Origin of the sequence: Bacterioplanoides sp. (assembly GCF_965226395.1) — a bacterium.
Classification (GTDB): Bacteria; Pseudomonadota; Gammaproteobacteria; order Pseudomonadales; family Oceanobacteraceae; genus Bacterioplanoides.
Genome location: NZ_OZ245358.1, coordinates 3,333,651 through 3,358,631, shown reverse-complemented (window position 1 = coordinate 3,358,631; position 24,981 = coordinate 3,333,651). Strand labels below are relative to the sequence as shown.

The 24,981-nt window shown below is 49.0% G+C and carries 22 protein-coding genes; 10 read left to right on the top strand and 12 right to left on the bottom strand.

Going from position 1 to position 24,981, the window contains the following annotated elements; translation table 11 throughout:
* Positions 1–430 precede the first annotated feature (430 nt).
* Entirely contained in the window at positions 431–1,756 is a 1,326-nt protein-coding gene (locus ACO05E_RS15320; RefSeq protein ID WP_419810368.1) for a diguanylate cyclase, read from the bottom strand.
* 490 nt (positions 1,757–2,246) lie between these two features.
* On the opposite strand from ACO05E_RS15320, the gene ACO05E_RS15315 reads away from it, so the two are divergent.
* Together ACO05E_RS15315 and cobA are read left to right on the top strand one after the other, a co-directional pair.
* The gene (locus tag ACO05E_RS15315) at positions 2,247–5,030 is read left to right on the top strand and encodes a molybdopterin-dependent oxidoreductase (RefSeq protein WP_419810367.1); all 2,784 of its coding nucleotides are present in this window, start codon (positions 2,247–2,249) and stop codon (positions 5,028–5,030) included.
* Between the two features lies 1 nt (position 5,031).
* A complete protein-coding gene (cobA, locus tag ACO05E_RS15310) occupies positions 5,032–5,871 on the top strand; it encodes a uroporphyrinogen-III C-methyltransferase (protein WP_419810366.1) in 840 nt (279 codons plus the stop codon).
* On the opposite strand, the gene ACO05E_RS15305 is transcribed toward cobA, so the two are convergent.
* Positions 5,872–6,519, bottom strand: a complete 648-nt coding sequence (locus ACO05E_RS15305; protein ID WP_419810365.1) for a DUF938 domain-containing protein — start codon at positions 6,517–6,519, stop codon at positions 5,872–5,874.
* A gap of 153 nt (positions 6,520–6,672) precedes the next feature.
* On the opposite strand from ACO05E_RS15305, the gene ACO05E_RS15300 reads away from it, so the two are divergent.
* Together ACO05E_RS15300 and ACO05E_RS15295 are read left to right on the top strand one after the other, a co-directional pair.
* Positions 6,673–8,403: a proline--tRNA ligase gene (locus tag ACO05E_RS15300; RefSeq protein ID WP_419810364.1), complete on the top strand. Its 1,731-nt coding sequence runs from the start codon at positions 6,673–6,675 to the stop codon at positions 8,401–8,403.
* Between the two features lie 59 nt (positions 8,404–8,462).
* Complete coding sequence (locus ACO05E_RS15295) at positions 8,463–9,092, top strand: lytic transglycosylase domain-containing protein (RefSeq protein WP_419810363.1); 630 nt, start codon at positions 8,463–8,465, stop codon at positions 9,090–9,092.
* A 16-nt stretch (positions 9,093–9,108) separates the two neighbouring features.
* Here the strand turns inward: ACO05E_RS15295 and ACO05E_RS15290 are convergent, their stop codons facing one another.
* The 5 genes from ACO05E_RS15290 to ACO05E_RS15270 form a co-directional block, all read right to left on the bottom strand.
* Positions 9,109–9,489, bottom strand: a complete 381-nt coding sequence (locus tag ACO05E_RS15290; RefSeq protein ID WP_419810362.1) for a DUF1499 domain-containing protein — start codon at positions 9,487–9,489, stop codon at positions 9,109–9,111.
* Between the two features lie 110 nt (positions 9,490–9,599).
* A complete protein-coding gene (locus ACO05E_RS15285) occupies positions 9,600–10,316 on the bottom strand; it encodes a sulfite exporter TauE/SafE family protein (RefSeq protein ID WP_419810361.1) in 717 nt (238 codons plus the stop codon).
* 158 nt (positions 10,317–10,474) lie between these two features.
* Positions 10,475–12,085, bottom strand: a complete 1,611-nt coding sequence (gene cysN / locus ACO05E_RS15280) for a sulfate adenylyltransferase subunit CysN (RefSeq protein ID WP_419810360.1) — start codon at positions 12,083–12,085, stop codon at positions 10,475–10,477.
* A complete protein-coding gene (gene cysD, locus ACO05E_RS15275) occupies positions 12,085–12,993 on the bottom strand; it encodes a sulfate adenylyltransferase subunit CysD (RefSeq protein ID WP_419810359.1) in 909 nt (302 codons plus the stop codon). Before cysD ends, cysN begins: the two co-directional genes overlap by 1 nt.
* Before the next feature lie 146 nt (positions 12,994–13,139).
* Entirely contained in the window at positions 13,140–13,661 is a 522-nt protein-coding gene (locus ACO05E_RS15270; RefSeq protein ID WP_419810358.1) for a rhodanese-like domain-containing protein, read from the bottom strand.
* Between the two features lie 176 nt (positions 13,662–13,837).
* Between ACO05E_RS15270 and ACO05E_RS15265 the strand changes: the two genes are divergently transcribed.
* From ACO05E_RS15265 to ACO05E_RS15255, 3 genes are all read left to right on the top strand, one after another.
* On the top strand, positions 13,838–14,464 hold the full coding sequence (locus tag ACO05E_RS15265; protein ID WP_419810357.1) for an alpha/beta hydrolase: 627 nt from the start codon (positions 13,838–13,840) through the stop codon (positions 14,462–14,464).
* Between the two features lie 95 nt (positions 14,465–14,559).
* A complete protein-coding gene (zapE, locus tag ACO05E_RS15260) occupies positions 14,560–15,669 on the top strand; it encodes a cell division protein ZapE (RefSeq protein ID WP_419810356.1) in 1,110 nt (369 codons plus the stop codon).
* A 58-nt stretch (positions 15,670–15,727) separates the two neighbouring features.
* Entirely contained in the window at positions 15,728–16,324 is a 597-nt protein-coding gene (locus ACO05E_RS15255; RefSeq protein ID WP_419810355.1) for a rhomboid family intramembrane serine protease, read from the top strand.
* A gap of 57 nt (positions 16,325–16,381) precedes the next feature.
* Here ACO05E_RS15255 and ACO05E_RS15250 read toward each other — a convergent pair whose 3' ends face one another.
* The 5 genes from ACO05E_RS15250 to ACO05E_RS15230 form a co-directional block, all read right to left on the bottom strand.
* On the bottom strand, positions 16,382–16,834 hold the full coding sequence (locus ACO05E_RS15250) for a hypothetical protein (RefSeq protein ID WP_419810354.1): 453 nt from the start codon (positions 16,832–16,834) through the stop codon (positions 16,382–16,384).
* Between the two features lie 65 nt (positions 16,835–16,899).
* Positions 16,900–17,736, bottom strand: a complete 837-nt coding sequence (gene rluB, locus ACO05E_RS15245; protein ID WP_419810353.1) for a 23S rRNA pseudouridine(2605) synthase RluB — start codon at positions 17,734–17,736, stop codon at positions 16,900–16,902.
* A 33-nt stretch (positions 17,737–17,769) separates the two neighbouring features.
* Positions 17,770–19,296, bottom strand: a complete 1,527-nt coding sequence (gene scpB / locus ACO05E_RS15240) for an SMC-Scp complex subunit ScpB (protein WP_419810352.1) — start codon at positions 19,294–19,296, stop codon at positions 17,770–17,772.
* 100 nt (positions 19,297–19,396) lie between these two features.
* Complete coding sequence (locus ACO05E_RS15235; protein ID WP_419810351.1) at positions 19,397–20,314, bottom strand: segregation and condensation protein A; 918 nt, start codon at positions 20,312–20,314, stop codon at positions 19,397–19,399.
* An 18-nt stretch (positions 20,315–20,332) separates the two neighbouring features.
* On the bottom strand, positions 20,333–21,547 hold the full coding sequence (locus tag ACO05E_RS15230; RefSeq protein WP_419810350.1) for a tryptophan--tRNA ligase: 1,215 nt from the start codon (positions 21,545–21,547) through the stop codon (positions 20,333–20,335).
* A gap of 149 nt (positions 21,548–21,696) precedes the next feature.
* Here ACO05E_RS15230 and ACO05E_RS15225 point away from each other — a divergent pair, with 149 nt between their 5' ends.
* The 3 genes from ACO05E_RS15225 to ACO05E_RS15215 all read left to right on the top strand — a co-directional run bounded on the left by ACO05E_RS15225 (position 21,697) and on the right by ACO05E_RS15215 (position 24,977).
* Positions 21,697–22,995, top strand: a complete 1,299-nt coding sequence (locus ACO05E_RS15225; protein ID WP_419810349.1) for an alanine racemase — start codon at positions 21,697–21,699, stop codon at positions 22,993–22,995.
* Between the two features lie 14 nt (positions 22,996–23,009).
* A complete protein-coding gene (locus tag ACO05E_RS15220) occupies positions 23,010–24,203 on the top strand; it encodes a DUF819 family protein (protein WP_419810348.1) in 1,194 nt (397 codons plus the stop codon).
* Between the two features lie 78 nt (positions 24,204–24,281).
* On the top strand, positions 24,282–24,977 hold the full coding sequence (locus tag ACO05E_RS15215; RefSeq protein ID WP_419810347.1) for an alpha/beta hydrolase: 696 nt from the start codon (positions 24,282–24,284) through the stop codon (positions 24,975–24,977).
* Positions 24,978–24,981: the final 4 nt, after the last annotated feature.

The window sequence follows — 24,981 nt, the reverse complement described above, 5'->3', positions numbered from 1 at the left end:
TCTATCTGCTCATCGGTAATAATTCTCCAGTGATGCATCATTGCGTGTTCCACCCCACGCCGTTGTAGAGAAAGAAGTCTCTTACCCTTCAGCAAATTAAATGCCAGATTAAGTTCCGGTATTTTTCTTGTGGTTTTCACCACCTTATCTTGCTGGCGCTGTAAAAAATAAAACACTTAAGCTCTTTTCAGGTGCACAACAGCAGAAATCGCACATTTAGCGTGCAAAAATAAAAGCCATCATCAACAATTCTGACAGAGTTGCAGCGAATGCCGGGATTGACCAATGATCCCGGAAAAACCAGCAATAAAAGGATGAGAGAAAAGAAAGAAACTGACAGGATATCAAGCGTTAACACATTGCGTGTTAACGAGTTCGCGCATTCGCCACTCTCAGGAGTGGCTTTTTTTAAACCGACGTTAACCCCTGCTCAATCATCCCGACTAACAACACAGTTACGTCCCTGAGCTTTTGCCTGATACAAGCGCCGATCAGCAATATCCAGCATATTTTCGCTGTTCATGCCGGCTGCCGTACTAACAATGCCTGCTGAGAAAGTGTACTTAAAGTCTTCAAATGGGCTGCTATTGAGTAAAAAAGCCGACACCCGCTGGACAATTTTTGTGGCAGTTCCCGGCCCGGTTTCATTCAGCACCAGTACAAATTCCTCCCCCCCCCAACGACAGATAATATCGTCATCACGCAACACCGACTGCAATGCCATCGAGAAGTGTTTCAGCACACTATCTCCAACGGCGTGCCCATGATTGTCATTAATAGCTTTAAAGTGATCCAGGTCGAGCATCACCAAACTCAGCGCATGGCCATAACGCTGAAAACGGTCCATACCCTCTTCCAGCCGACGTAAAGTTTCGCGACGATTCAGCAATCCGGTTAATGGATCACGGGTCACCAGATTCCGGACCGTTCGTCCACGACGAATACGGGATTCTACCGCCGCCAGCAAATCCGCAGATTTAACCGGTTTGGTTAAAAAGGTATCGGCGCCGGTACATAAAGCCCGCAACTGATGCTCGGGGCTCATTTCGCAAGAAAGGAATACAATCGGCACAGAAATCAGATTGCTCATCTGTCGAATGATACCGGCCAACTCCTGACCACTGATCTCCGGCATATACAAATCCAGCAGGATCAAATCCGGAATATGATGCTGTAGATACGGCATCAGATCCGTCATGGGCGAGGTAATGGTTTCCGTAATAAAGCCGGCTTCGCGCAACACAGACGAATAATAATCAGCTACTGACCGCTGATCATCAATCACCAACACCTGATACGGGTCACGCTCAAAACGCTCACTGAGTGCATTTAATTCAGTAACAATGGCATGGGTATCAAAAGGAGAAGTAAAGAACGATTGCCCTCCCATCCGTACCGCAGCAGCACGAATATCCAGGTTATCCTCCGAACTCAGAGCAATCACCGGCCATTGTTTATGACTGTCGGCCAGATCAATCAGCCACTGATGCTGCTTCTCTGAAATAACGTCCAGATTGATAATCACTGAAAAGGTGTTGGCTTCTTCGCGTGCCAATAAGTGGGAAATCGAATCAACTATCTTGGCCCGGTAACCGGCCTGAGCAATGCTTTCTGCCAGCATTTCGGTGTCATCGTTGCGTCCCAGCAGCAATACGTGGAGTGGTTCTCCTTTCACATATTCGTGAATCTTGCGATGTAATAATGAAACGCCATCAGAAGCACCCAACGATACGGCTGTGGAGGCTGAGTCGGTCATGTATAGGCTCGTTATAATGAATCAATCCATTGAGTCTAGCAGCCCTGACAAAGTGCGAGAGAAACAAGCGTTATTATTTTAATGACAACCCATGCGACTACCTATACCAACTACCTATATCAACCCCCTCATCCAACACACAGAACACCATACAAACAACGCATACAAAACGCACCAAAGAAAAGCAAACCACACAAAAGCAATATCAGAATGGTGCATTTTTATTGTTTTCAGAGAAATATCAGCGATTGATCGCCCTGAAATACACTCTGTCAGTTTTGGCATTGAATTTGATAGGAAGAAAAAAGGTAACTCCTCCGCGCTGTTCAGAGCTATCAGGGGTTAACTCTGACAGCACCACCGACGGTGTTATCTTTTTTATGTTGTGTAAATGGTCTGGTTTCAGGCCCCGAGCGTTGGCGCTCACAGGTTTATCCTGTGAGCGCTTTTTTTTTGGAAAATTTTTCCGACCGTGTTTTTGGATAAAAAGATGAGCCAAGAAATTCAGCAAACTCAAACCACCTGCCCGTATTGTGGTGTAGGTTGTGGAGTGGATGCCCGCCAGCTTAATGGTCAACTGCTGCCGGTATCCGGCACTCAGACACATCCGGCGAACTTCGGGCGCTTGTGTGTGAAAGGCTCAAATCTGCACGACACGCTGGATCATGATGGCCGGTTACTAACCCCGACGATGGCAGGCAAGCCAACGTCCTGGAATCAGGCTCTGAACCTGATTGCGGATAAAATCCAGCAGGTCTTAAACAGCCACGGTCCGGAAGCGATTGGTTTTTATGGTTCAGGGCAGTTACTCACCGAAGACTATTATGTGGCCAATAAGCTGATGAAGGGCTTTATTGGCAGCGCCAATATGGATACCAATTCGCGCTTATGCATGGCTTCGGCCGTAGCCGGTTATAAACGCGCCTTTGGCAGCGATACCGTACCCGGCTGTTACGAAGATCTGGAGCAAACTGACTTATTATTGTTGGTTGGCAGCAATACCGCCTGGGCGCATCCGATTATCTTTCAGCGCATCAGCCAGGCGAAAAAGAACAATCCGGCTATGAAAGTGGTGGTCATTGACCCACGCCGCACCGCTACCTGCGACATTGCCGATTTACACCTGGCGTTGAAACCCGGCTCGGATGGTTTCTTATTTAATGCATTATTAGCCTATCTGGCGAATCACAATGCGCTGGACCAGGCCTTTATCGAACAACATACCGAGGGCTTTGACGCCGCATTAACCGAGGCCCAGCAGCAATGCTCTGATCTGGAAGCCGTTGCACAACAGTGTGATCTGCCACTTGCCGATCTGGAAACCTGTTTTGAATGGTTCGCCAACAGTCCAACCGCGGTGACCGCTTATTCGATGGGCATTAACCAGAGCGCCACAGGAACCGATAAAGCCAACGCCATTATTAACGTACATTTGGCGAGCGGTAAAATTGGCAAACCGGGCAGCTGTCCGTTTTCCATCACCGGCCAGCCCAATGCCATGGGCGGCCGTGAAGTCGGCGGTCTGGCCAATCAGCTAGCTGCACACATGGATTTTGCCGCAGCCGACCGGGAACGAATTAAACGTTTTTGGCAGTCCCCGGGCGTTGCAGAAAAACCCGGATTAAAAGCCATTGATCTATTCAAAGCAGCGGAAAAAGGCGACATCAAATTCCTCTGGATTATGTCGACTAATCCAGTGGTATCCATGCCGGATGCCGACCTGATTAAGCGTGCGCTGAAAAAAGTGGAACTGGTCGTTGTATCAGATTGTATGGCCGATACCGATACTGCTGCCTTTGCTCATGTATTACTACCGGCTGCCAGCTGGGGAGAAAAAAACGGTACCGTTACCAACTCCGAGCGCCGTATTTCTCGCCAACGTGGCTTTTTACCCAGCCCGGGGGACGCTAAACCGGACTGGTGGATGCTGACTCAGGTGGCACAACGTTTAGGGTTTGAGCAACAATTTAACTATCAGAAACCCTACGATGTGTTTATTGAACACGCTCGCCTGTCTGCGTTTGAGAATAATGGCAGCCGGGATTTCGATTTATCCGGCCTGGCTGAAATGACTGAGGCTGAATTTGAAGCACTCGCGCCGATTCAATGGCCAATCAATCACCAATATCCTCAGGGGCGGGCGCGTTTTTACGATGATGGGCATTTTTACACGCCAACGGGCAAAGCCCGGTTTGTCAGCAATACACCGGCTCTGCCACAGAAGGCAAGCGACAATGCACTTTCCGGTCTGACTTTAAATATGAACACCGGCCGTATTCGTGATCACTGGCACACCATGACACGCACCGGCAAAGCATCGGTACTGGCGCAGCATATCAGCGAGCCATTTGTCGATATTCACCCAACCGATGCCGCCAATGCCGGTATTAAAGACAAACAGCTGGTTGTGGTTCGCAGTGAACTGAATGAGATTCTGGTCAGAGCGCAGCTCACCGATGCGCAAAAGTCCGGTGAAGTGTTTGTCCCCATGCACTGGACTGCCCGTTACAGCAAACAGGCACGCATGGGCAGCCTGATTAATTCCGATCACGACCCGGTTTCAGGTCAGCCAGAATTAAAAATTACCGATGTTTCTCTGTCACCTGCCCGGGTTGACTGGCAAGGCTTTATTCTCAGCAAAGCGGATCTGTTTTTATTAAATGACGACTCTCAGCGCCAGGACTTTGAATGCGAATACTGGACAACGGGCAAAACCCAGAGTGGTTATTTCTATAACGTTGCCGGCACTGGTACAGGGATCACCTTACTGAACGAGATTAAGCAGCGCCTGACAGCACAAGCTGCTGATCAGCACTCGCCTGATAACCAACCTTCGCATAACGGCCAATACCAATGGATCTGTCTGGATGATAACAATCAAGGTCATCACCGCTGGGCCTGTGTCTGCAATCACCAGTTACTGGCATTAATGTTTATTCATGCCACACATCAGCCGCTGACGCTCAATCGTGGCTGGCTGATCGAACAATTTAATAACCCGGAACTCGACCGCGACACTCGTTTAGCGCTGCTCACCGGCAAACCACCAGGCCAGAAGGAAGACCCGGGCGCTATTGTTTGTTCCTGCTTCCAGGTGGGGGAACGCGCCATTCAAAAAGCCATCGCCGCAGGGGCTGACAGCGCCGCAGCACTCGGCGAGAAACTGCTGTGTGGTACCAACTGCGGTTCCTGTATTCCGGAGCTGACTGCCATGATTAAATCCTATACGCCAGCACAAGCCGATGAACTGGCGACCGAATTAAGTGAATCCTGATATGAACGTCCAAGCGCAATATACTTCTAACTATGCCCCCGACTATGGCACCGTATTTTTGGTTGGAGCTGGCCCGGGCGACCCGGAGTTATTAACTCTGAAAGCCATGAAGGCCATCAGCCAGGCGGATTGTGTGCTGTACGATGCCCTGATCTCGGAAGAGATTCTTGAACTCATTCCCCAGCAGTGCACCCGCATTCATGTCGGTAAGCGTTGTGGAGAACACAAAATGGGGCAAGCGGATATTCAGACCCTGCTGGTTTCCTGCGCTAAAAAATATCAACGCGTCGTACGTCTGAAAGGCGGCGATCCGTTTATTTTTGGTCGTGGTGGTGAGGAGCTGCAATACCTGCAACAGCGCGGTATTCACACCGAAATTGTGCCCGGTATTTCTGCCGCCGTCGGTTGCGCCGCCGCTGCACAAATCCCTCTGACTCACCGTCATCTGGGTAATGCACTGCTAATGCAGAGTGGTCATAGCCAGTATGGTGACTTTGAGTTAGCCGATAACCCGACCCGGGTGTTTTATATGGGACGCAAACACGCCGGAGCCATCAGTGCGAACTTGCTTAATCAAGGGCTGGACGAACACACGCCGGTCGCGTTAATTGTCAACGGTACGTTAAAAGATCAGCAGGTGTTTAATGGCACTCTGATTGAATTACCGGATATGGCCAAACAGTATTCGGGCAATGGTCCTATGATGATGATTGTGGGTGAGGTTGCTTCGTTTGCACTGGCAAGCGCTCAATCCGCTCAGTCAAGCCATCAACACTCAAACAATCAACAGTCAAACCATCAAGATAAGCAGAACAGCCAACGCCAGCAGCGCGTTGCCTGATCAAAATTTCTGAAAAATTAGCATGCGGTTATTGGCGGGCATGGCAATGTCTTTAATTAACCGCAGCTTTTCTTTGCGGGCAGTCAGAATAATTTGCTCAAAGTCTTTAATCCCGGAATCCGGATCACGCTCGCGTAACCAGGCATCCAGCTTCTCATTGCCGTCACTGGTAAACTGCCCTTCGTAATTAAACGGCCCATAAAACAGCGCCAGACCGTCTTGTGTCAGTACCCGGCCAATCCCGGCCAGCATGGCCCTGACGTGCGCCCAGCCAACAAAATGAACCACATTGGCACTGAACACCGCATCCACTTGTTTAACCGGCCACAAGTCTTCCATCACATCCAACACCAGCGGTGGCAGAAAATTATCCTGGTTAGAATATGCCCGCCAGGCATTGATATCCGCTAAGCATTCACTGATATCGGAAGGTTGCCATTTAATATGAGGAATCTGGCTGGTCATATAATGCGCGTGTTGGCCGGTACCACTGCCAATTTCCAGCACCACTGAGTGCTCTGCCAGCTCTTGCAGTAACACATCCGCAATAGGCTTTTGATTACGCAGGCAGGATGGCGCAACTGGCAAGTCTGCCATTGCTTCCGGGCTGGGTTGTGCTTGTGGTGGCAGGGTGTGGTTTGTCACCATACAGCGGCTCTCTTCAGATTGACCAATATCACAGGCGCGAGTATCGCACAGCAATGTGACAGCACAAGAGGACAATAAGAAAAATTGCCGCCATCGGCCATAACCATTAAAATCTGGCGCTTTCTAAACAGATACTATGGGCACAGACGACGCATGCGCGCTACTCAATTCCTGATTGCAACCGAAAAAGAAACTCCGGCTGATGCGGTAGTCATCAGCCATAAGCTGATGCTGCGCTCCGGCATGATCCGCAAACTGGCGGCTGGCCTGTATAACTGGATGCCACTGGGCTTACGCACACTGCGCAAGGTTGAGGCCATTGTGCGTGAAGAGATGAATCGCTCTGGCGCGATGGAAGTGTTAATGCCTGCCGTTCAGCCAGCCGAGTTATGGGAAGAGACCGGCCGTTGGTATCAGTACGGCGGTGAGTTATTACGTTTAAAAGACCGCCACAACCGTGATTTCTGTGTGGGCCCAACCCACGAAGAAGTGATCACCGACTTAGCCCGCAACAACATCAGCAGCTACAAACAACTGCCGCTGAATATGTATCAGATTCAGACCAAATTCCGTGACGAAACCCGTCCACGCTTTGGTGTGATGCGCTCGCGTGAATTTATTATGAAAGATGCCTACTCCTTTCATAGCAGCGCTGAGTGTCTGGAAAACACCTACCAGACCATGCATGAAACCTACAGCCGTATCTTCACCCGCTTAGGACTGGATTTCCGTCCGGTATGGGCCGATACCGGCTCAATTGGTGGCGCTAAATCTCATGAATTCCACGTGTTAGCCGAATCCGGCGAAGACGATATCGCCTTCTCCAATGCCAGCGATTACGCCGCTAACGTTGAGCTGGCCGAAGCACTGGCACCAGCCGGTGAACGAGCGCCAGCCACGGAAGACATGCACGAAGTGGACACGCCCAACGCCAAAACCATCAGTGATCTGGTTGAGCAACACGGCCTGGCCATCGAAAAAACCATCAAAACCTTAATCGTGCGTGGTGAAGCTGACGAAGACGGCAACTACGAGTTAGTCGCCCTGCTGGTGCGTGGCGATCACGAATTAAACGAAATCAAAGCCGAAAAACTGGACGGTGTTGCCAGCCCATTACAGTTTGCCACGGAAGAAGAAATTCGCCCGATTGTTGGCGCAGGACCGGGGTCATTAGGCCCGGTTGGCATGACCATTCGTATTGTTGTTGATCGCGCGGTGGCACATTGCTCTGACTTCGGCGCCGGTGCCAACATTGATGGCAAGCACCTGTTTGGCATCAACTGGGAACGTGATTTACCGCTGCCGGAAGTAGCCGATCTGCGTAATGTTGTCGCAGGTGACCCAAGCCCTTGTGGTAACGGCACACTGGAGATCAAACGTGGTATCGAAGTGGGTCATATCTTCCAGCTGGGTACCAAGTATTCCGAAGCTCTGAAAGCCACAGTACTGAACGAAAACGGCAAAGATCAGACCATGATTATGGGTTGTTATGGCATTGGCGTTAGCCGTGTTGTGGCTGCGGCCATCGAACAGAACAACGATGACAACGGCATTATCTGGCCGGATGCTATTGCTCCCTTCCACGTTGGCATTGTACCGATGAACCTGCATCGCTCTGAAGCGGTTCAGCAAGCAACAGAGAAGCTGTACAACGAGCTGACCGAGGCTGGCTTTGAGGTGTATCTGGACGACCGCGATAAGAAAACCAGCCCTGGGGTGAAATTCGCCGATATGGAGCTGATGGGTATTCCACATCGTATCGTGATCTCAGACCGTGGCTTAGAAGCCGGAACACTGGAATACAAAGCGCGTCGCTCTGACGATAAGCAGGATATTGAAGCGGGTTCGGTTGTTGAGTTCCTGAAAGAGAATATCAAGCTGTAAGCCACTTTCAGCCTGTTGCTGCGATAATCAGCCTGTTGCTGCGATAAAGAGAAGCACTGATGAAACCCACCATATACAATGCTGTTCCTGTAAAACCAGTGTCAGCCATTTCGGTTTTATCAGTGCTTTTTTTTGCCCTGCTCTTTATAAGCGCACCATCTTTCGCGCAATCCGGTGAGAAACCGGCCATTGATAACGAGCTGCGCAGTGCCCTGCTGAATGCCGTAAACGACGCCACCTCTTTTGAAGATCAGTTTGCCGCTCAGGTATGGCTGGTTGATATGTCTACCCGCTTAAAGCGTTATATGAAAGACGATAAAAAGCGGCTGGATTTTTTGCGCATGGTGCATCAGGAAGCCACGCGTGCCGATTTATCACCAGAATTAGTGATGGCGCTGATTCATGTGGAAAGTGGTTTCCAGCGTTTTGCCATTTCGGTTGTGGGTGCGCGGGGCTATATGCAGATTATGCCGTTCTGGAAAAAAGAAATTGGTCGCGCCGACGACAATCTTATGGATACCCGCACCAACCTGCGTTATGGCTGTACCATTCTCAAGCACTATTTAAAACGTGAAAAAGGGGATTGGACCCGGGCCTTAGCACGCTACAACGGCAGCCTGGGCCGCACTAAGTACCCGGAGAAAGTGATGACCTTCTGGGAGAAATACTGGTTTATTGATCATCGCTGATAGTATTAAACAGCTCTTAATTTTTAAGCTGTTCGCGAATCATCTCAACCCGGTCACGATTCACACCAAAATCCGAGTGACCCAATCTTGAAGCTGAGCGAACATGAATCAGCACCTCCGCTGATTGTTCAGCCGGAAAATAAAACTCCACGTCATCAACAAAGCGCATTAAGTTCGAAGTAAATGCAGCGCGAACATAACTCTCGGTGACTTCAACGACTTCGGCATTGTCGGTTTTTTCCAGAACGGCTAATAAACGCTTTTTCGCCTCAGCCTGAGTGGCGGATACCCTAATAGGATCAATAAAATGATCATTGTCCTTTGCCTGGCTACTAACGCAGTTAGGTTTATCCGGGCATGGTTCAAGCTGGCCAGCCTCAACACCCAGTTTAGGCATGGTTCCACTGCACCCTGCTAACGCCAGCAAGCTTGTCAGCGTCGTTATTTTTATCGCTTGTCTTGTGATCATTTTTTGTACTTCCCTTATTGTTTATCGTGAATAATCGATTAATTGAACAACACCATAATAATCATTTTAACGGCCAGAAGTGTTAACAGCCCCTTAATGATTGTTATCAGTTGCTGATTATTGGCTTTAAGCCGAAGCTTGGTGCCAAGAAAAGAACCCAGCACTGAGCCGACAATCATAAAGGTTAACAGCCCGATTTCATCCAGCATATTAAACGCCAGCGCACCATAAACCGGAATTTTTGCCAGATGGCTGATACTCATAAACAATGAACTGGTGGCGATAATTTCGTCTTTAGAATTCAGCTGCTTGGTTAACACGGATAATGACAACGGCCCGGTAGCCCCCACTACCAAGCCAAGCCCGGTTTGTAAAAAACCAATCAGGTAATAGTTTTCAAAGCGACTGATAAATCGCGAAAACGGTTTACTCCATAAATTCAGTAATAAATACAAACCAATGGCGGCAGGCACATAATCCATCGGCAGGTTAAATAACACATAACCAACCAGTACCATACCGAGCACTGAACCCACTAAAAAGCGGGGTAAAAACTCCCAGCGAACGTAACTCAGAGAGAACACCATACGTGAGGCGTTACTGGCGAGCTGCGTCAGCCCATGCACCGGAATAATGATACTGGCAGGCAAAAATACCGGCATAATAGCGATCAGCAGCATGCCACCGCCAAAGCCAACCACACCGGCAATAGTGGAAGTGATCAAGGCTATAATGCCAAGCAGTATCTCAGTCAAAAACAACTCCTTAAAAACAGTTCCTTAAAAAGTGTCCGTCAAACAAGTAGTTTCTTTTATATCAGATCGTCGCCATTAACGAGCAATAAAAAACCCCACTCTGTTACCAGAGCAGGGTTTCTTTTAATCGCTATTGCTTAACAGCAAGAAGCCAGGAATTAAATAATTCCTTTCTCCTGCAGATCAGCAATCAAGCTATCCAGCGAGTCTTGATCCGCTGCCAGGCTAACGTCTGCACCGTCTGCACCACCAGCAACCAGAGCCACCAGGCCAGCCGCTTTCAGCAGCTCAGCATTTTCGGCGGTTGCAATGGCGGATACACGACCCATTTCAAACAGGCGACGATCCAGTTGCAGTGCAACTTTTTCAGCATCAACCGCATTAATAGCAACAACGGCTGGCTTCTGGCCAAAACGTGCGGCTTTTTCTTCTGCCGTTAATGGGCTGGCATCACCTTCGCCATCCTGCGCTTCACCAACGATCATACCTGCACCAACGGTCACGTTGGTTAAGCGATCAATGACGATAAAAGCACCGGTAGCACGGTTCTTCTGGTAAGCATCAAACGCAACCGGCTTGGTTAAAGTGACTTCACACAGGCCAATTTCGTTCAGGTTAATCTGCTCAGCATCGTGCTGTTCCATGGTGTTCACATCCACACGGTGGTGAACTTTAGAAACCGCACCCTGCGACATTTGTGACGCAAACTTAATGTCGTACGCCTTACCCGGTACTAGCGCATCTTCTGCCATCCATACGATGTCTGCATTGATCTTGCTGGTTACAACCGGTACGTCGTCGATGTTAACCAGCATATCACCGCGGGAAACGTCGATTTCGTCTTCCAGCGTGATAGTAACGGCCTGATCGATAAAGGCTTCTTCGTGCTCACCTTCATAGGTCACTATCGACGCAACCGTGCTGGTTTTACGTGAAGGCAGCGCCATCACGCTGTCGCCTTTACGCACAACACCCGAAGCGACAGTGCCGCAGAAACCACGGAAGTCCAGGTTTGGACGGTTAACGTACTGAACCGGGAAGCGGAAGTTATCGACGTTTTTATCGGCCGAAATCTCAGCAGTTTCCAGAATTTCCATCAGCGTTTTATCGGTGTACCAGTTAGAACGCTCGGTACGATTAACAATGTTGTCACCGTCGAGGGCAGAAATAGGCACACACTTGATGTCGCTCAGGTTCAGGTTTTCAGCAAACTTCAGGTAATCGGCTTTGATCTCTTCGAAGCGCTCTTCGGAGAAATCCAGCAGATCCATTTTGTTCACCGCAACCACAACGTGCTTAATACCCAGCAGAGAGGCAATGTACGAGTGACGCTTGGTCTGAGTCTGAACGCCGTAACGGGCATCAATCAGGATGATCGCCAGATCACAGGTCGAGGCACCTGTCGCCATGTTACGGGTGTACTGCTCGTGCCCTGGGGTGTCAGCGATGATGAACTTACGCTTCTCGGTAGAGAAATAACGGTAAGCCACGTCAATGGTAATACCCTGCTCACGCTCAGCCGCCAGACCATCTACCAGCAATGCCAGATCGATCTGGTCACCCTGAGTACCGGACTTGGCAGAATCATTTTCAATCGCAGCCAGCTGATCTTCAAAGATCATCTTGGAATCGTATAACAAACGGCCAATCAGTGTGGATTTACCGTCATCAACGTTACCGCAGGTCAGGAAACGCAGCAGTTCTTTGTTTTCGTGTTGCTTCAGATAACCCAGGATATCTTCTGCAATCAGGTTAGATTGGTGTGACATCAGAAGTACCCCTCTTGTTTTTTCTTCTCCATAGACGCCGACGAGTCGTGGTCAATTGCACGGCCCTGACGTTCCGACGTAGTGGTCAGCAACATTTCCTGAATAATTTCAGGCAAGGTGTTGGCTGTGGATTCCACTGCACCGGTTAATGGATAACAACCCAGAGTACGGAAACGCACCATCTTATTCTCAGGCACTTCGCCTTCTTCTAACGGCATACGCTCGTCGTCAACCATGATCAGCATGCCATCACGCTCAACCACAGGACGTTCTTCTGCCAGATACAGACCCGGAATATCAATGTTTTCCAGATAGATGTACTGCCAGATATCGAGTTCCGTCCAGTTAGACAGAGGGAATACACGAATGGATTCACCTTTGTTTACTTTGCCGTTGTAGATATTCCACAGTTCAGGACGCTGGTTTTTCGGGTCCCAACGGTGGTTTTCATCACGGAAAGAGTACACACGCTCTTTGGCACGGGATTTTTCTTCATCACGACGTGCACCACCAAACGCAGCATCAAAACCCCACTTATCTAACGCCTGCTTTAGCGCCTGGGTTTTCATAATATCGGTGTGCTTGGAAGAACCGTGCGTGAACGGGCCAACACCCGCCGCTAAACCTTCAGGATTGGTATGAACCAGCAGTTCCATACCAATTTCTTCAGCCATTTTGTCGCGGAACTCAATCATTTCCTTAAACTTCCACGTGGTATCAACGTGCATCAGAGGAAATGGTGGTTTACCCGGATAAAAAGCTTTACGTGCCAGGTGCAGCATTACCGCGGAGTCTTTACCCACAGAATACAGCATTACCGGATTATCAAATTCAGCAGCTACTTCACGGATAATATGAATACTCTCCGCTTCCAACTGCTTTAAATGCGTCAGGTTATAGTCAGTCATGGTTGCTCTTCTACTTTCCAGACATCCCGAGGGATGAAAGTCAGATTTACTGTTAGCCTAATTTAGATGGGCCGGACTATACCAAGAGGCATGATATATAAGAAGGTACTTTCAATAACATTTTGCTATAAAGATATGAGAGCCTGTCAGCTTTTATTCCACGGCATACGCGCCAACACCATACCCATGGCACAGGAGTCCGTTATTCCGGCAAACATCAGTCCAGCGCCAACAAATGCCGACAAACCATACCCATAGGGCGAAACCGTTGCGCCCAGCACCACCCCGGTAACCACCAACAGCCCTGCCGCAATACGCACCTGGCGCTCCAAGCTGATGATATTGGAATCTCCACGTACCAATGCCATGCCCGCTTGCTCCATGGCCTGAATGCCACCTTCAATCACATAGATGGAGTGGTCCAGCCAGTCGGTGATTTGTTCTGCCGCCATCGCGGCACGCTTGCCCGAACCGCACAATACATAGACAGCGCCATCGTGCTGGTCGCAGGCAGCACACACCTGTTCTTTTGTTAAGGCCTGCAATGGCAGGTGTGTACTTCCGGCATAGCCCAACGACTGCACCTCGGCGGCCGTGCGCACATCAATCACCAGCGCCTCCGGGTTCGATGCCAACTGTTGCAAACTAATATGCTGAATTTTGCTCATGGTGTTTCTCCTCCTTAGTTAGTAACGCATCATAATCATCACAAGCATTAAATTCAAATATAGTTATATAGATATTTAAAATACTATTGAGACTCCTATTGAGACTGGGCCGACAGGTCGCTACAGTGCCGCCTATGTCAGCATATCCAGCTGACACCTGATAAAACGAGAGAATTATGCCAGCAGAACAGCCCATCACCCTGCCGGGAACCGCCGGAACACTGGAAGCCCGATTGCTAGATCAACAAACACCGGTTGGTTTTCTGATGTGCCATCCACACCCTCTGTTTGATGGCACCATGGATAACAAAGTGGTGACAACAGCCACCCGCACGGCTGCACGACTTGGATTGTCGACTCTGCGCTTTAACTTTCGGGGTGTTGGCTCAAGCGAAGGTGAGCATGACCATGGCCGCGGCGAAGTCGAGGATGTATTAACAGCATTACGCTACGCCAGAGAAGAGTTAGGCTGGCAGAAAATCTTTCTCGGCGGCTTCTCGTTTGGTGCTGGCATGGCTTGCCTGGCTGCTGGCGAACAACCGGAATGGCTGGCGGGTTTATTTCTTGTCGCACCAGCGGTACACCACTTTGATGCACCAAACACCCTGCCTTATGAGTTTGAAACCCACGTTTATATGGGTGATGCCGATGAAGTGGTGCCTTTTGACGAAGTCGATGACTGGGTTGCCCGGGTCGTTCCCCAACCTCACTGGCACGTGTTTTCCGACGGCGGGCATTTCTTTCATGGGCGCTTAACCGACCTCCAGAAGTCTTTGAAACACGACATTGAAGCCCTGCTGTAAACATCCTCCCTCTACAAATAGGCGCCATTTTAAGGTAAATTGCGCCCCCATTTTGTTGTATTGATCCAATCAACCACTGATATCTGGAGTGTGCTGTGTCTACCCCCTGGGAACTCTATCAAGAAGACTTAAAACGTGATGACTTCTCTTACGATGCAGCGCAGGAAATGGCCGTTAAGCATCTGCAGCGCCTGTACGATGATTTGGTCGCCGATTATGAAGCCAATAAAAGCAAAGGCTTTATGTCGAAGCTGTTCAGCAAAAAGAAGCAGAAAGAACCCATTAAAGGTCTGTACTTTTGGGGTGGCGTTGGCCGTGGTAAAACCTATCTGGTGGATACCTTTTACGATGCACTGCCATTTGAACGTAAAATGCGCACTCACTTCCACCGCTTTATGCAGCGCGTTCATGGTGATTTAACCAAACTGACCGGCGCGAAAAACCCACTGGAAACCGTTGCCGATCAGATTGCTGAAGAAGCCGTTGTGATCTGTTTCGATGAGTTTTTTGTCTCTGACATCGGTGATGCCATGATTCTTGGCGGCCTGATGCAGGAATTATTCGCCCGTGGCGTCACGCTGGTCTCCACCTCTAACATCGTTCCAGACGGTTTATACAAAGACGGCTTACAACGTGATCGTTTTATTCCGGCAATTAAACTGCTGAATAAATACACCGAAGTGGTTAACGTCGATAGTGGCGTGGATTACCGCTTACGGACACTGGAGCAAGCCGAGCTGTACCACTATCCGCTGGATGAAACCGCAGAAGCCAGCCTGAAAAAAAGCTTCGATAGCTTAGTGCCAGACGCTAAACACGTTGAAAACAACGTGAATGTCGAAATTCTGGGACGTAATATTCCAGCTAAAGCAATCTGTGATGACGTGGCCTGGTTTGAATTTGAAGGCTTATGTGATGGCCCACGCTCACAAAATGATTACATCGAACTGGGCAAACTGTTCCACGCTATTCTGATTTCTAACGTGCCGGTAATGGGCACCAAAAACGACGATCTCGCACGCCGTTATATCAACCTGATTGATGAATTCTACGATCGTGGCGTTAAAGTGATTATGTCTGCCGATGCGCCGATTCACGAAATTTACGGCACCGGTAAATTGGAATTTGAATTCCAGCGCACCACGTCCCGTATGTTAGAAATGCAGTCTCACGACTATTTAGCGCGTGAGCATAAAGCCGATTAATTGCTAGCCGTCAGGAATTCAGTCGCAAGAAACACACGACAAGGAACGATCAGAGCGCATGACACCCTATAAAATTTCTGCTGTAAAAAGGATGTTTGGTCAGCAGTTTCGCTTTGTTTTAATGATTGCTGCCGCACTGGCAGTAATCGAGCTGATTAACCTGCTGACATTGCGCGGCCTTAATGTACTGGCTTTGATTCCCCGTGAAATAACCCGCCTGCCGTTGATCATAACGGCGCCAGTGCTACACAAGGACACCTGGCACTTCGCCTCGAATATTATTCCGTTTACGATTCTGTCTTTTCTGGCAATGCAATACGGTAAAAAAACCTACCTGACCGTACTGCTGAGCAGCACGCTTGCTACCGGCCTTGGTGTCTGGCTGTTTGCCCGGGGTATCCCACATATGGGCCTTAACGGTTTAGTTTATGCGCTGTTTGGCTTTTTATTGGTCAGCGGCATTCGTACCCGTCAGGTCAAACACCTGGCAATCTCACTGATTACCTTATTGGGCTGGGGTGGATTGGTATTTGGGTTATTACCGATTAATGCCTACATTTCCTGGGAGAGTAATATTTTCGGCGTGTTAAGTGGAATTGCCTGCGCCATGATATTGCAGAAAATACCGGTTAAAAATGTGACCGTTGAGATGTAAAAAAGCAGCTCAATTGAGCTGCTATTGAGGGAATTAAATTTTCAGTAGTCACAACAATTAATGAGCGTAATCCTTCACCTCAGTTATTTTAATATCAAAGCCTTCAACGATAAGAGTTAGCAACCCTTGCGTACGTTTTTTGAAGCGACTCCCCTCAACTGTCATCCATAGTGTTTCATCAGTAGCGACAATTGCTTTATCACTAAGAATCTGAATATCTTTTATTTTCAAATCAGAAACATATTCATATTCAGGCTGATGTAGCTTTTTCATCACAGCAACCAGCTGTGAGCTAGAAATATTCGTTGTTTTTACAGAATCCGCATTGCCGCGTCGTATCGATACCTTAACAGTATCAGTGAACATCTCTTCTACGCGAGAATAGTCTTTCATCTGTTCAGCTATCTGCATATCATCCATAAACCGCCTTACTGACTCATCAGTCAATTTAGGGAGATAAAGCTGATATAAAGAACCAGCAACAACAGCAATAACTAATAAATACTTCATAAAACCATCCTTGTTTTGATACAGCCTGAAATCTAATATTGATTTCAGGCATATACAATCGCCTTTTATTTCGGTTTGCGCTTTTCTGCCGATTGACGCACCTTCTGGCGTTTTTGCTGACGCACAAACTGCTCTTTTTCTTTACCAATTAAGCGCTTGGTGCGTTTGCGCTCCAGACCAACCAGATCGGCAAGGTCATTTACTTCGCGCTGTTTTAACTCTACCCAGGTGCCAACCGGAATATTCGCCGGCATAAAAATACAGCCATAACGCACGCGTTTTAAGCGGCTGACTTCCACACCCTGGCTTTCCCATAAACGACGTACTTCACGGTTACGGCCTTCCATCACCACCACGTGGTACCACTTGTTGGCGCCTTCACCATCAAAGAACTGCACATCGGTAAAGCGTGCCGGGCCATCTTCCAGCATCACGCCTTCTTTCAGCCGCTCAATCATGGCTTCGTCTACGTCACCACGCACACGCACGGCGTATTCGCGATCCACTTCTGAAGACGGATGCATTAATTTATTGGCCAAATCGCCATCAGTGGTAAACAACAACAAACCGCTGGTATTAATATCCAGACGGCCAACATTGATCCAGCGCTCGTTTTTGGTTTTCGGTAAATGATCAAATACGGTTGGACGACCATCCGGATCATTGCGTGAGCACACTTCACCCACGGGTTTGTTATAAGCCAGCACCCGACGGGTACGACCCGCTTCTTCGAGCTTAACCGGACGGCCATTAACACGCACATCATCTAAACGGTGTGCACGGTCGCCCAATTTCACCTTATCGCCGTTTACGGTAACCCGACCTTCGGCAATTAAACGCTCGGCTTCACGACGTGAGGCAACACCCGCCAGGGCTAATAATTTTTGTACTCGTTCTCTCATAACATCTCTTCTTCTGAATTCGGTTGTCAGCTCTTATCCAAATAGACTAGGGCCAGACGGCGATGACGAGTCTGAGTCATCATCGCTTTGTTCGTTTTCCTGAGCTTGCTGTTCAGCTACCTCTTCTGCCGCCTGCTCTTCAGCTAACAGGGCTTTTTCAGCTTCAATTTCCTGCTGAATCAATAACTCTTCCGCTTCGGATTCTAAGCGCTGTTGTTCTTGCTCAAGCTGCTCTCGCTCAAGCTGTTCCTGTTCGGCTTTTTCCTGCTCAAGCCGCTCTTGCTCCAGTTGCAGCTCTTCAAGCAATTCGCGCTCGGCCTGTTCTTCTGCTGCATCCCTACTATCAGCATAATCGTCAGACTCGACTACTTCAGGTTCAACTATCTCAGACTCGACCATTTCAGGCTCAAGCACCTCAGACTCTGCACCGGCACTGGCGGCCGCCTGCTCTGCGGCAATTTCCTGCATAATGCGATCTTTAATAGCCTGCTGCTCGGCTAATAAACGTGCACGCTGAGCATCTTCCAGCGTCTTCGGCGTGTCGGCTGCGGCTTCTGATAGAGGGGTTTCCGGAGCGCTAGTTTCAGAAGCAATAGCCTGCTCCATATTCGCTTCGGCTGCGCTGCTCTCTTGCGTAGCGCTGTTCTCTTCAGAGTCACTACTCACTGTAGCAGCATCCATGTCAGCTACTGACTCTGACATCGCAGCTTCCTGCTGCGCCATCAAATCTTCTTGCTGAGCAACCAAATCGGATAAATCCCGATCTTTTTCGACGTTTTCCAAGCGCTCCAGTAACTCACCAATATCACGTGGTTTTTCAGAGGCTGCTTCATCCTCATCGTCCGGGCGGGCAAATACATTGGCTTCAACACGTTCAACCAGCGCCGCCGCTTTTGCCAGATCTTCTTCGGTAGCATCCAGCACACTGGCACCACGCTCTTCAACATCCTCATCCGACGCAAAGTCGTATTCTTTTGGTGTTTCTTTGCGGGCTTCAGCATCATCACCAAATTCCAGCTTACGATTGGTGTCTTCCAGCTCGCGGATTTCCATCAAGCTTGGCAAGTCTTCCAGGCTTTTTAAACCAAAATAATCGAGGAATTCTTTAGTCGTGGCATACATTGCCGGACGGCCCGGCACATCGCGATACCCCACAATACGCACCCAGTCGCGTTCGATCAGGGTTTTCATCATTTGTGAGCTCACCACCACACCACGCACATCTTCAATATCGCCCCGGGTAATGGGTTGGCGATAAGCAATCAGCGCCAGTGTTTCCAGCAAGGCGCGAGAATAGCGTTGTGGGCGTTCATCCCACAAGCGGCCAACCCAGGGAGCTACTTCGCTACGCACTTGTAAACGATAGCCACTGGCGACTTCGATCAATTCAATACCACGGCCTAACAGGTCGTGTTTGATGTCCGTCAGAGCTTGTTTCAGCTCGGTGCTTTTGGGTTGTTCGTGATGATCAAACAAGGTCTGCATACGTTCCAGCGACAGCGGCCCACCGGCAGCCATCAACGCAGCTTCAAGAATATTTTTTAATGCGGGCCTGCTCATAACAAAGCGTCCATAAAGAGTGTCTCACGACGGTCTTATTTAACGGTTGGCAAACGATGGTCTACCAAGCAAACAATCAACTAAGCAATTAAAGAGTCAATTAACCGGCTGCGTCGTCTGCTTCATCCCGGATCTGGCGGTGTGGACTGATGGCTTCCCGGGTTTTTACATGAATGGTGCCAAACGTATCCTGCTGCACGATATCAATCAGGGATTCTTTCACCAGCTCCAGAATCGCCAGAAACGTAACAACAACGCCCAGTTTACCTTCTTTTGGCTCAAACAGAGAGCGAAAAGTGGTAAAGCTGCCGCCTTTTAAACGCTCCAGCACATCCGTCATCCGCTCCCGGGTCGATAATTGCTCGCGCTGAATTTCATGATGTTCAAAACGCTCAGCTCGGCGTAATACCGCAGCAAACGCCAGCATGATTTCTTTCATTTCCACTTCCGGGTGAATACGCTCCTGAATCCGCTCCGGTGCATCCACTTCCGGCAGCCAGGTATCGCGCTCCAGACGCGGTAACTCATCCAGGTTTTCCGCCGCCGTTTTAAAGCGTTCGTATTCCTGCAAGCGACGAATCAGTTCCGCTCGCGGATCTTCTTCTTCCTCATCACCGTTTTCGTTATTGCGCGGTAATAACATGCGGCTTTTGATTTCGGCCAGCATCGCGGCCATCACCAGGTATTCTCCGGCGACTTCCAGCTGCATGGCTTTCATCATGTCGATGTATTCCAGATATTGCTCAACAATATCCGCGACGTTGATTTCAAGAATATCGAGGTTTTGTTTGCGAATCAGATACAGCAATAAATCCAGCGGCCCTTCGAACTGCTCCAGAATAACTTCTAACGCATCCGGCGGAATATACAGATCGAGCGGCAGCTGAGTCATGGGCTCGCCCTGCACCAGAGCAAACGGCATTTCCTGCTGGCCTCGTTTTTGAGTGCCTGCTTGGCTGTCAGCAGTCACTTCGCTTGACTCCGACGAATCCGCCTCTGTTACGCTCTGGTCGCTCATAATCTGATATTAATTCCTCTACAAATAGTCCAGGCCCATGGCTTCACGCACAATTTCCAGCGTGTCGCGCACTTCTTCCCGGGCCTTATCGGTGCCTTCAGCCATAATACTACGCACCAGATCACGATTGCTTTCGTATTGCTGAGCGCGCTCGCGAATCGGTTGTTGCTCGGTAATCACCGCATCAATAATAGGCTGTTTGCATTCCAGACAACCCCAGCCAGCACTGCGACACTGTTGTTGTACCCGCTCCTGAGTCGCATCATCCGAGTACGTCAGGTGGAACTGCCAGACCGGGCATTTATCCGGATCACCGGCATCGGTCAGGCGAATACGCGCCGGATCGGTAGGCATGGTACGGACTTTTTTCTCAATCTCGTCTGGCTCAGCCCGCAATGGAATCAGGTTGTCGTGAGATTTCGACATCTTCTGCCCATCCAGCCCCGGCAAACGAGAGACATCGGATAACATTTCCAGCGGTTCAGGCAGGATGGTTTTGCCCGTGCCTTCGAGATAACCCAACAGTCGCTCACGGTCCGCCAGGGTTAAATTATTCTGTTCTTTGACCAGTGCCTGAGCGGTCGCTAATGCTTCACCATCACCATGGCTCAGATAGGTGCTGCGCAACTGGGAATATAAACCTGATACTTTTTTGCCCAGCTTTTTGATCGCCAGTTCGGCGTTGGCTTCAAATCCGGCTTCACGGCCATACAAATGATTAAACCGGCGAGACACTTCGCGCGCCAGTTCAATATGGGCCACCTGATCGGCGCCCACGGGTACTTGCCCGGCACGAAACGCCAACATATCAGCACTTTGTAATAACGGATAAGCGAGAAAACCCAGCGTGCTGTTTTCACTGTCGCGCAGTTTTTCTTTCAGGTCTTTATAACTCGGCACCCGCTCCAGCCAGGCCTGGGGCGTGATCATCGACAACAGCAGGTGCAGCTCAGCCAGTTCAGGAATACGGCTCTGCACAAATAAGGTGGTTGTGCCCGGGTTAACGCCCGCCGCCAGCCAATCAATGATCATATCCAGAGAATGACCGGCAATGTCATTGCTGCTTTCGTAACGGCTGCTGAGTGCGTGCCAGTCTGCGGCAAAGAAGAAACAATCGTACTCGTGTTGCAACTTTACCCAGTTTTTCAGAACACCATGATAATGGCCTAGATGGAGACGACCGGTTGGTCGCATTCCGGATAACACCCGCCTCTGCGGGTCAACAGAACTCAATGCCTGTTCCTCATCGTTATAAACATGGCGCTAGTTTACCTTGCCACTGGTGGCGATCATAGTATTCGATTCATCAACGCTTCATTGACTTGCCATCAACGGCCAACAACCGTTATGGTACAAAAGTACAAAATAAAAAGTATAACTCAATGAATGAACTCTATTTTCAGGCACTGAATAGCAGCCTCAAGCAGGCAGGCATTCATTATCCATCGCTGATTATTGATAAACAGCGGCTGGATCAGAATATCGACCACCTGCTGCAAATCATTAATCAGGGATACCATTATCGCATTGTCGCCAAGTCGCTGCCGTCTATTCCTCTGATTCGTTACATCATGCGCCGCACCGGCAGCAATCGTCTGATGAGTTTTCATTTACCCTTTCTGATTGGCTTAATTCAGCAGATTCCTGAGGCGGATATTTTACTGGGCAAGCCGATGCCAATCAGCGCGGTTCAGGCTTTTTATCATTGGAAGCAAAATACCCTCAGTAGCTTCGATGATCGCCAACAACTGCAATGGTTGGTCGACTCATTCGAGCGTTTGCAGGAATATCAGGACTTTGCTCAGCGCCATGGATTACGTTTACAGATTAACCTGGAAATTAATGTCGGGCTCAACCGCGGTGGTTTTTCTGACCCAGAGGCATTTAAACAAGCGCTGTTATTACTGCAAAACAGCGATCATTTAACATTCAGTGGTCTGATGGGCTATGAAGCACACATCACCAAAATGCCGGCGTTTCTCGGTGGTTCTGAAAAAGCCTTTCGTCATGCGATGTATTGTTATCAGCAACGACTGGATCAGGTTAAAGCCGTTTTTGGTGAAGCCAGGCTGCAACACCTCTGCCTGAATGGCGCAGGTAGCTCGACCTATCCGCTGTACGATAAGCAAACAAAATACGACAAAAACACATCGCCCGTTATTAATGAGATTGCCAGCGCTTCTGCCCTGGTGAAACCAACGGATTTTGATGCCTTTACGCTGACACACCACACTCCGGCCTGCTTTATTGCCGCACCGGTATTAAAAGACGTCAGCGCTCCGGAAATCCCGTTAGCACCCAGACTGACACGTGCTCTGCAATTTTTTGGCAAAGCGCCGAAACAAGGTGTCTTTATTTATGGTGGCAACTGGCTGGCTCAGCCTTGTTATCCACCCGGCTGTTACCAATCCAGTTTATTTGGTCATTCCAGTAACCAGGAATTTTATGAGGTACCCGCTAACAGCCTGATTCAGCGCGATGACTTTTTATTTTTCCGACCACACCAGAGTGAAGCGGTTTTCCTGCAGTTTGGCGATTTATTACTGTTAGACGATGGTCAGATTAAACACCGTTGGCCGGTGTTCCAGTATCCGACTGACTACCTACCAGAAGCTGCATCTTTGCCAGAAACAAGCGCTCAACTTATATCCAATATTAAACCGTCTCAAAAAGTACAATAAAAAGGAATATCACCGTGTCTGTTATTGTTGCAGCAATTATGTATCTATCCATTCCTGCTCTGCTGGTATTTCTTTGTCAGCGATTTCCTCTACTGGATAAAATCGGCGTGGTGGTTTTATCGTTTGGTTTCGGGATATTGCTCAGTGCTTCGCTGGATTTTTCTGTCTGGATTGACCCTCAATCACTTACCAACCTGCAAACCAATATTTCCGAAATTGCGATTGCGTTGGCGTTACCTATGCTGGTTTTTTCCATTGATGTCCGCCATTCATTAACCATGGCGGGCGATACCATGAAAAGCATGGCGGTTGCTTTAATATCCGTAATGTTAATCAGCTTTATTGGTGCTTGGTTATTTCATGGGCAGCTCAATCATATCTGGCAAATTGCTGGTATGTCGGTTGGTGCTTATACCGGCGGCGGCCCCAATATGGCGGCGATTAAGACCGCCATCAAAGCAGATCAGTCTGTTTTTATTACCATGACCAGCTACGATATTTTGCTCTCCGCACTGTACCTGATTTTTGTGATGACACTGGCCAAACCCTTATTCAGCCTGTTTTTACGTTCTTTTCAAGCCAGCGAAACACAACAATCATCAGATAAAGGTCAAAACCATTTCTCACACTTAGCCGATGAAACCGCCAACAGCTATAAAGTGCTGACCCAGATTAAAACCCTGCCTCAAACCTTACAGGTATTATTAATCTCAGCCGGTTGTGTGGGTGGCGCGGTTGGCATCTCAGCATTGTTCCCGCCATCCATGTCGTCAGCAGTGACTATTATTGCCATTACCAGCCTTGGTCTTGGCACCTCGTTTATTCCCTATATCCGCCAGCTAGCTAACAGCTTTCAACTGGGCATGTATCTGATTCTGGTGTTTTGTTTCACCATGGGCACCATGACCGACACCAGCATTCTGACCAACCTGAATCTCGATCTGTTTGCCTATATTGGTTTTATTCTGCTGGGATCATTAGTGCTACAGGCAATGATCTGCAAACTGATGGATATTGATACCGATACGTTTCTGATTACTTCATCGGCTGCCATTATGTCGGTTCCTTTTATCCCGGTGATTGCCGGCGCATTAAAAAATCGTGAAATTATCATTCCCGGTTTTGCGGCGGCGATTCTGGGTTATGTGATTGGTAATTATCTTGGCATCGCGGTGGCCTATGCCACGCGCTCCATGCTGGGGGGTTAAGCCTCAAAAAAATCGCTGCGCAGATTTGGTATACTCGGTTTTTTAGTCAGCTAAATATACCGGTATGAGTGTATCCCCATGAGTGAGACGATAAGTGAAACAGCGTCAACCTTTGAATCGTTACAGGTTTTAATTCATGAGCCAGATGTTAACGCTGACAGCTGCATTATCTGGCTGCACGGTCTGGGGGCGAGTGCGTATGATTTTGCGCCGATTACCGGCTTTATTCGCCAGCACAGCCAGCAACTTGGCCTGAAAATGTTGTATCCGCAAGCGCCCTCTCTGGCCGTCACCATTAACGGTGGCATGATGATGCCTGCCTGGTACGATATTTTTTCAGCGTCACCACGACGCACAATCAACAACCATCAGTATCAGGCTGCTATCAGCGCTATACACTCTCTGATTCAGCAACAGGTTGAACAGGGAATTAGTGCTGAGCGTATTCTGATTGCTGGTTTTTCTCAGGGCGGCGCGATTGCTTACCAGGCTACGTGTGGTTTTCCGCAACGCCTGGCCGGAGCCATTTGTTTATCCACCTATCTGGCAGAGCCACTGAAGATAAAACCCTGCAATGCGCAGTTGCCGATGTTTATTGGTCACGGTTCACACGATACCGTAGTGCCGAAAATGTTGGGTCAGGAAGCTTTAGAGTGGTTAAGGGAGAATAATTTCAGCCCGGTCTGGAAAGAATACCCACTTCAGCATGAAGTGAGTGAAGACGAGCTGCAAGACGTGGCTGAGTTTATCGGCCAGCTGCTGTCAGCTCGTTAATCGT